Below are 8,148 nucleotides of genomic sequence, written 5' to 3'. Positions count from 1 at the left end.
CAGTTCGGGGCAGCGGCCGTCGGCGTTGGTGCGGCCGGCGAACAGGCGGTCGGGTCCCGACCAGAGCGAGAGCGCCATTCCGGCCGCCGGACGGCCCGAGACCAGGTCCAGGACGTGGCTGGACAGGGTGATCATGGCGCGTTCTCCGCGTTTTCCGCGAGGGTCTTGAACGTGTCGGCCAGGCGCAGGCCGGCGATCTTGCCGATTTCGACGATCGCGGCCTGCAATTCGGCCTGGGGCGTGTGGGCGACGCGGCGTTCCATTTCCGACAGGATGACATCCTTGTCGGACAGCCGCACGCAGATCACGAACGGCATGGCGAAGCGCGCGGCATAGGCGTCGTTCAGCCGGTTGAAGCGGGCATATTCGTCGGGGGTGAGCCGATCGAGCCCGGCCGACGCCTGTTCGGAGGCCGAGGCCTGCGTCAGGGTAGGATCGAGACCGGCGCGGCGCGCCAGTTCGGGGTGGGCCCGCACCAGGGCCAGTTTTTCGTCGTCGGCCGCGCGGTCCAGCACGCCGGTCATGGCCAGCAGCATCGCATCCGGCGTGGCGAAGGGGCGCAGCGCCGCGGCGCGTTCGGCCACCCAGGGGGAATGTTCGAACAGATGGCCGAAGGTGGCGACGAAATCGGCCGGGGCCATGGCGTTGACCCGGTTCATGGTAACGGAAGGGGTGGTCATGCGGGGTGGACCTTGAGCCAGTGGCGGGCGATATCCAGCCGGGTGGCGACCCAGACGCGGTCATGGGCCATGACATGGTCGAGGAAGCGCGCGACCGCCAGAGCGCGGCCGGGGCGGCCGGCGACGCGGCAATGCAGGCCGACCGACATCATCCGGGGCGTCGTGGCGCCTTCGGCGTACAGCATGTCGAACGTGTCGCGCAGGTAGCGGAAGAACTGCTCGCCCTCGGTAAAGCCGTTCAGCGCGACGAAGCGCATGTCGTTCGCATCCAGCGTGTAGGGCACGATCAACTGGGCGCGTCCGTGGCTGCGGTCATAGTACGGCAGGTCGTCGGCGTAGGAATCGGCGTCGTAGACGAAGCCGCCTTCCTGGGCGACGAGGCGCGCGGTGTTGGGGCTGGTGCGGCCCTGGTACCAGCCCAGCGGGCGCGATCCGGTCAGTTCGGCATGCAGCGCGATGCATTGGCGGATATGCGCGCGCTCGACCGCCTCGGGGATGTCCTGGTAGTCGATCCAGCGCAATCCGTGGGAGGCGATTTCCCACCCTGCCCTCAGCATCGCCGCGACGGCATCGGGATTGCGGGCCATGGCCATGGCCACGCCGAACACGGTCACCGGCAATGCGCGTTCGGTGAACAGCCGGTACAGGCGCCAGAAGCCGGCGCGGGCGCCGTACTCGTACAGGCTTTCCATCGCCATCGCGCGCGCGCCGGGAATCGCGCGGGCGCCGATCATTTCGGACAGGAAGGCCTCGGACCCCGCATCGCCGTGCAGTACGGAGTTTTCGGCGCCTTCCTCGTAATTGATCACGAACTGGACGGCGATGCGCGCCTGGCCGGGCCACTGGGCCTGCGGCGGGTGGGCGCCATGGCCCGCGAGGTCGCGGGGATAGTCCGCGCCGGTCACGACGCGGCCTCGTAGGACGCGCGAGCGGCATCGACGGCATTGCCTTGCGGGAGGGAGAAGCCCTCGGCGCGGAGGGAGGCCTCGAGAGCGGCGAGGGTGATGAGCACCTTGTGCTTCATGGCGTTGTAGCCCATGGCGCCGATGCGCCAGATCTTCCCCGCCAGGGGGCCGAAGGCGGTGCCGATCTCGATTTCGAATTCCGCGCGCATGCGGGTGCGCACCACCTCGCCGTCGATACCCTCGGGGATGTGCACGCCGGTGACGTTGGTCATGCGATGCGCGTCCTGGCCATACAGGGTCAGCCCCATGGCGCGCAGCCCGGCGCCCATCGCCGCCCCGGCCGCGCGGTGCCGGGCGAAGCGGGCCTCCAGCCCCTCTTCCACCATGATCCGCGCCGCCTCGCGCGCCGCATAGAGCATGGAGGTCGCCTCGGTATGGTGGTTCAGCCGCTGCTCGGACCAGTAATCCATGACCATCGCCAGGTCGAAATAGTTCGAGCCGATGCGCGGCCGCGCGCCGTCGCGGCTGCCGGCGGTGCGGATCCCGGCCTCGACATGGCGGCGGGCCATGATGTGCGCCGCCGCGCGGTCCGAGATCGTGATCGGCGCCGAGCCCGGCGGGCCGCCCATGCATTTCTGCAGGCCGCCCGTCACCACATCCACCCCCCAGGCATCGGTCGCCACCGCCATGCCGCCCAAGGTGGCGGTGGCGTCGACATAGGACAGCACGCCGTGGCGGCGGCAGATGTCCCCCACCCCGTCCAGCGGCTGCGCCATGGTGGTGGAGGTGTCGCCGTGGATGGCCGCGAAGACCTGCGGCTGGTGTTCGACGATCGCGGCCTCGATCTGCCCGCGGGTCGCGACCGCGCCCCAGGGGATGTCGAGGGTGCGGATGTCGGCGCCGATGCGCCCGGCGATTTCCGACAGCAGCAGGCCGAAGCGACCGGCGCGCAGCACCAGCAGCCGCGCCCCCGGTTCGACCAGCGAGACCAGCGCCGCCTCGATCCCCGCCCGCGCCGTGCCGTCGACCAGGAAGGTCCAGCGGTTTTCCGTCATGAACACATGACGATACAGCGCCATCGTCTGGTTCATATACCCCGTCATCTCCGGGTCGAACTGCCCCAGCATGTCCGCCGCCATCGCGCGCAGCACCCGCGGATGCACGTTCACCGGACCCGGGCCCATCAGCAGCCGGTGCGGCGGGTCAATCTGTCCGAACATCATGTCGTTCCCTACCATGGGAGGATTGAGTGCAGGGGGGCGACTTCGCCCCGTCCTGAGTCCTACAGGGTGAAATTGACGCGCCCGTAGTAATATCCGCCGGTCATCGGCACTTGCGACGAGAACGTATCGTACGGGTTCCCGCCGAGCTGGTTCAGTTCGCCCGGCAGCTTGCGCGGACGCACGTTGAAGATATTGTTCGCCCCGACCGCGACATGCCAGCGCGGGCTGATCCGATACCCGACCTCGAGATCCGTCAGCCAGCGCGGCGTATTCTTGAACTGCGCGAAGCAGACGCTGGACTGTTCCAACTGGCCACCGCCCGGGCACGTCGCGGCCGAAGGCGTCCAGTCCTGATAGGTCATCATGTCGGTCGTTTCGCCATAGCGGGTCTGGCGCAGATTGACGTCCCACGCGCCGACGGTCCAGTAGGCATTCAGGATGAGCTTGCTGCGCGGGAAACCCGTCGTCAGGTAACCGATGTTCTGCGCATTGAGAAGCGGCGATCCCGTGCCGGACAGGCCGTTATGCGTCAGGCGGGTACGGTTCAGGTCCAGCGCCATCGACAGGGACAGATTGCCGTAGCGGTGCAGATGCACCAGGTAATCCGCCTTGATATCCAGGCCCTGCGTCCGGGTGCTGGCGCCGTTCGTAAAGTAGTAGGTCTGAACGGCGTTCTCGGACTGCTGGGTCAGCGCCGGCAGCGAGACCCCCATCTGCTCGAGCGCCGAGACAGCCGCCGGGCCGGTGACGTTGCCGCCCTGCACCACGCGGTCGCGGATATTGATCTGGTAGACGTCGGCCTCGACATGGAATCCATTGACAGGTTCAAGGACGATGCCGCCGCTGGCGCTGGTGGAGCGTTCCGGCTTCAGCGGCGAGGCGCCGGTCGCCGCCGCTTCCGGCGACGAGACGGGCAGCAGCCCCAGCACGGATGTCGGACCGACATTGATCGCGCTGTAATGCTGCTCGGCCATGGTCGGGGCGCGGAAGCCGTTGCTGATGGTCGCACGCACCCCGACGCGGCGGGTGAAATCATAGCGCGTCGAGACCTTGCCGTTCTCGGTGTTGCCCACGTCCGTGTAATGTTCGAAACGCCCGGCGAAATCGAGGTCCCATTTCCGCGTGGGATGGAAATCCCCGTCCAGATAGGCGGCCCAGATGTCGCGGTTCCATTTCCCCGCATCCTGCGGCGTCAGGCCCGCCAGGGCGGACGTGCCGCCATATTCATAGGACGCGGGTTCGCCCGCAAGCACGGTATATTGTTCCAACCGCTGCTCGCCGCCGAAGGCCAGCGTCATCGGCACCGTGTTGAAGATCTTGAAATTTCTTCTGAAATCCAGGTTGTTCGTCCATTGCGCCAGGCGGAAATTCTCATTGCGGACGGTCGTCGGCGTATAGCCGGTCGCCGCGTACATGTTGGGGTTGGTCGTATGCTGGGTGGAGACCTTGTCCAGATCCTCGCCCCAGGTCGAACTCAGGTCCCAGTCGAAGCCGAGGACGTGGCTCCCCTTCAGGCCCAGCGTGGCGGCATAGTCGTTCTCGTCGATCGTCTCGAGCGGCGAGTACCCGTAGGGAAAGAGTTCGGGATTGCTGGCGCTGGTGCCCGACGGCAGGCGATAATTCTCATACGCCTCGGCATGGCGGTGCGCATAGGTGACCTGCCCGTAGAACTGGACGTCGTCCGTAATCGGCTTGCCGAAATCGATGCCGAGATTCTCGCGCGTCTCCTCCGGCGTGCTCATGATCTTGTTCGAATTCTTGGGAACGTTCAGAGATCCCGTATACAGCTCGTTCGCCACGCCGGGCGGCGTGTATCCCGACAGGCGATGATCGACCGTGTCCGTCACGAAATGGTCGGTATGATAGGTCTGGGCGGCGATATGCATATAGCCGTCATCACCCAGCCTGAAGCCCCCATCGGCATTGAGCTGATATTGCCAGCCGTCGCCGTTATAGGCATTCGCGCCGGTCTGGGTGCTGATGTCCAGGCCGTGATCCCGCTTCTTGGTGATGATGTTCACCACGCCCGCGATCGCGTCGGACCCGTACATCGCCGCGGCCCCGTCCTCCAGCACTTCGATATGGTCGATCATGTTGGAGGGGATCATGTTCAGATCGACCGGCGTCGATCCGAAATTCGGCCCCGCGTCGGCATTGATGTTCGCCGTCGTGTGGCGGCGCTTGCCGTCGACCAGGACCAGGACCTCGTTCGGGTTCAGGCCGCGCATGCGGATGGCGGCCGTCAGCGCGCCCGCGTCATTGCCCATCGTGCTGACATTGATCGACGGATAGGTCCGGGTCAGGGCGTCCGAGAGGTTCAGCATGCCCGACCGGCGCAGCGTCGCGGCGGAAATCACCGTGATCGGGCTGGTGCTCTGGCGCGCCTGCCGGTTCGACGCATGCGTTCCGGTCACGATCACGGCTTCCTCGCCGCCGGCGAAATGCACGGGGGCCGGTCCGGGCTTCTTCGCGTGCGCCGGTTTCCTGGGTGCCTGCCTTTTGGACGCCTGCGCGGACCGGGTCGCATCGGCAGTCGCTGCGACGGCCGCCCCGTTCCAGAGTCCGAAGGACAGAATGGTCGAAAAAAGCGCAAGCTTTCTGATGTTCATGTCGGCTCCATCGGTCCGCCCCGGTGGGGGACCCGCGTTCCAGGCGAAGGGCACCGGTTCAATGCGGCGCCATCCGCAGAGGGATGTTTTTCAGATCGTTGTTCGTTTCGTTGTTCGTTACGGCGTAAGCTCCTGGCGGCTCAGCAGCCGCCACAGGGCCATCGCCACCACTTTCGTCGCCCGGCGCATGTCTTCCAGGACCACGTGTTCGTCCGCCCTGTGGCCGTTGGCATCCTGAAGGCGGCGCGGCCCCGCGCCATACAGGACGGTCGGGCATCCGGCATTGCTGTAGAGGCGGGCATCGGTGAACAGGGCCATGCCCTGCGCCGGGATCCGCTCGCCGATGACGGCTTCGGCCGCGTCCTGCAGCGCGGCGACCAGAGGGGCCTGGCGGGCCTCGGGCACCAGGGGAAGCGCCAGAAGATGGCGGCGCACGGCGCAGGTCACGCCGTCGACCGTCGCGGCCCGGGCGATGATGTCGCGCAGTTCGCGCTCCACCTCTTGCGGATTCTCGTGCGGCAGGATCCGCCGCTCCACCCGAAAGGCGGCCTGTTCCGGCACGACGTTCGCCGCCACGCCGCCGCCCATGGTGCCGATCACCAGGGTGGGCGCGTCGATACCGGGAACCGGAGACGTCCGAAGCGCCAGTTCCTCCCGGTGGGCATACAGCGCCGACATCACACGGCAGGCCGCCTGGATGGCGTCGCAGCCCGTGGCGGGCCACGCGGAATGCGCGGATCTGCCCGTGAACGCCACGTCGAGCTGAAGGCTGCCGTTATGGGCGATCATCACCCCATAGGTGAAACCGGCGCTGATGACGTAATCCGGCCGCGTCAGCCCCTGGTCCAGCAGCCAGCCGGGCCCCGCGCTTCCGCCCGTTTCCTCGTCATAGGTGAAATGCAGCTCCACCTGGCCCTGCAGGCCGGCGGCGTGGGCGTTCAGGGCGCGCAGGGCAAAGGCATAGGTCGCGAAATCGGATTTCGAGACCGCGGCACCCCGTCCATACAGCCGACCGTCCTCGATCACGCCTCCATAGGGATCATGCGTCCATCCGCCGCCGGGCGGCACCACGTCGCCATGGGCGTTCAGGGCGATGACGGGGCCGTCCCCGCTTCCGAAACGCCGGCGCACGATCAGGTTGATAACGCTGCGCAGCCCGCTGCGCGCCAGGACATCCGCCGGCACCGCTTGCCGTTCGACCGCGAATCCCAGTTCCTGCAGGTGATCGGCGGCAAAGCGGCCATGCAGCGCGCAGTCCCCCGGGGGATTGTCCGAGGGAACACGCACCAGTTCGCGCAGGAAGGCGACCTGCAGCGTATCGAAATCGCGATCGACGACATGTTCGATCCCGTCGCGCGGGATTTTTTCGTCACTCACGGTCTGAACTCACAGTCTGAGGCATCGGCAGGTCTTTCGCTCGGATCCGCGTCACGGTCTTCTTTATATATTCGATTTGTATACCGTACGAATTCAGTCGTAAAGCGGAACAATGACGCAGCACCGTTTTTGTGTGTCCCATTTTGGGTGCCCCCCTTTGCGTGCCACCGCCGGCACCGGGACGTGGTCAGCAGACGCTGTTCAGGAACGCCTGCGCGCGCGGGCCGCACCTTCCCGCGAAGAAATCCACCGAGGAACAATCATCGACGATCTCGCCCCGGTCCACGAACAGGATCCGGTCCGCGACCTGGCGGGCAAACCCCATTTCATGGGTCACGCACAGCATGGTCATGCCCTCGCGCGCCAGTTCGCCCATGACGGCCAGGACCTCGCCGACCATCTCGGGATCCAGGGCCGAAGTGGGCTCGTCGAACAGCATGATGGAGGGACGCATCGCCAGGGCCCGCGCGATCGCCACGCGCTGCTGCTGCCCGCCGGACAGGGCGATCGGATATTTCATCGCGTGCTGCGCCAGCCCGACGCGCGCCAGCAGGCGCATGCCATCGTCGCGCACCATCCTGGCGGGGCGCTTCTGCACCAGGCGCGGGGCCAGCATGACATTGTCCAGGATCGTCAGGTGGGAAAACAGCTCGAAGCTCTGGAACACCATGCCCGCCTTCGCGCGCAGGGCCGGCAGGCTGACATCCGGCGAACGGACGGCCATGCCGTCGACCGTGATCTGTCCGCCCTCGAAGGGTTCGAGCGCGTTGATGCATTTGATCAGCGTCGATTTCCCCGAGCCCGACGGCCCGCAGACCACGACGACCTCGCCCTGCCGGATGGTCGCCGAGCAGCCATTGAGGACACGAAAGCCACCATAGGATTTCGTCACGTTGTCCAAGACGATCATGCCGAGCCTCCCTGAAAGCGCAGAGGGGAAAAGATGTCGAGATCCGCGCGCCGCCCGGTGCCGAGCACCATGTCGGCGACGCCACGCCCCATGGCCGGCGCCAGCGTGACGCCATTGGCCGTGACGGCGTTGTAGAATCCGGGGACATCCGGGCTTTCGCCCAGGATCGGCGCCCCGTCGATATCGATGTTCATGGCCGCCCAGCTCCGCACCACGTGTACGTTTCCCAACGCCGGAATCAACCTGCGGGCGACCCAGAGATTGCCTTCCAGACTCTCCCGCACCGGCCGCGGATGGCGGTGCACCGCATCCAGCCCGGCGCTCCAGCCCCCGCCGATCAGCAGCGCGCCGTTGGTGGCCTGCTTGAGCGTCAGATGGCGGCTGGCATGGGCCAGCAGCGATCCGACCAGCGGGGCCACCGGCTCGGTCACGATCATCTGCAGC

8 protein-coding genes are annotated in these 8,148 nt (G+C 66.7%); all 8 read right to left on the bottom strand.

The window, feature by feature from the left end:
• On the bottom strand, window positions 1-135 hold a 135-nt coding region (locus HUK84_RS23650), incomplete at its 3' end, for a hydroxyisourate hydrolase (RefSeq protein WP_176639666.1).
• On the bottom strand, window positions 132-680 hold the full coding sequence (gene uraD / locus HUK84_RS07125; RefSeq protein WP_246285494.1) for a 2-oxo-4-hydroxy-4-carboxy-5-ureidoimidazoline decarboxylase: 549 nt from the start codon (window positions 678-680) through the stop codon (window positions 132-134). The genes HUK84_RS23650 and uraD, both read right to left, overlap by 4 nt.
• Window positions 677-1,585, bottom strand: coding sequence for an allantoinase PuuE (gene puuE, locus HUK84_RS07120; RefSeq protein WP_176639665.1), 909 nt, complete (start codon window positions 1,583-1,585; stop codon window positions 677-679). Before puuE ends, uraD begins: the two co-directional genes overlap by 4 nt.
• Entirely contained in the window at window positions 1,582-2,805 is a 1,224-nt protein-coding gene (locus HUK84_RS07115; protein WP_176639664.1) for a pyridoxal-phosphate-dependent aminotransferase family protein, read from the bottom strand. Before HUK84_RS07115 ends, puuE begins: the two co-directional genes overlap by 4 nt.
• Window positions 2,806-2,867: 62 nt before the next feature.
• Window positions 2,868-5,417: a TonB-dependent receptor plug domain-containing protein gene (locus HUK84_RS07110; protein ID WP_176639663.1), complete on the bottom strand. Its 2,550-nt coding sequence runs from the start codon at window positions 5,415-5,417 to the stop codon at window positions 2,868-2,870.
• Between the two features lie 117 nt (window positions 5,418-5,534).
• Window positions 5,535-6,794 carry an ArgE/DapE family deacylase gene (locus HUK84_RS07105; protein ID WP_176639662.1) on the bottom strand — a complete coding sequence of 420 codons (1,260 nt, stop codon included), beginning with the start codon at window positions 6,792-6,794 and terminating at the stop codon, window positions 5,535-5,537.
• A 187-nt stretch (window positions 6,795-6,981) separates the two neighbouring features.
• Complete coding sequence (locus tag HUK84_RS07100; RefSeq protein ID WP_176639661.1) at window positions 6,982-7,704, bottom strand: amino acid ABC transporter ATP-binding protein; 723 nt, start codon at window positions 7,702-7,704, stop codon at window positions 6,982-6,984.
• Window positions 7,701-8,148, bottom strand: a 448-nt coding sequence (locus HUK84_RS07095) for an NAD(P)/FAD-dependent oxidoreductase (protein ID WP_176639660.1), incomplete at its 5' end; no start/stop codon positions are given. The genes HUK84_RS07100 and HUK84_RS07095, both read right to left, overlap by 4 nt.

It is taken from the genome of Nguyenibacter vanlangensis (assembly GCF_013376155.1).
Lineage (GTDB): Bacteria > Pseudomonadota > Alphaproteobacteria > Acetobacterales > Acetobacteraceae > Gluconacetobacter > Gluconacetobacter vanlangensis.
Note: the sequence above shows the minus strand (reverse complement) of the source record. Positions and strands in the feature narration are given on the sequence as shown.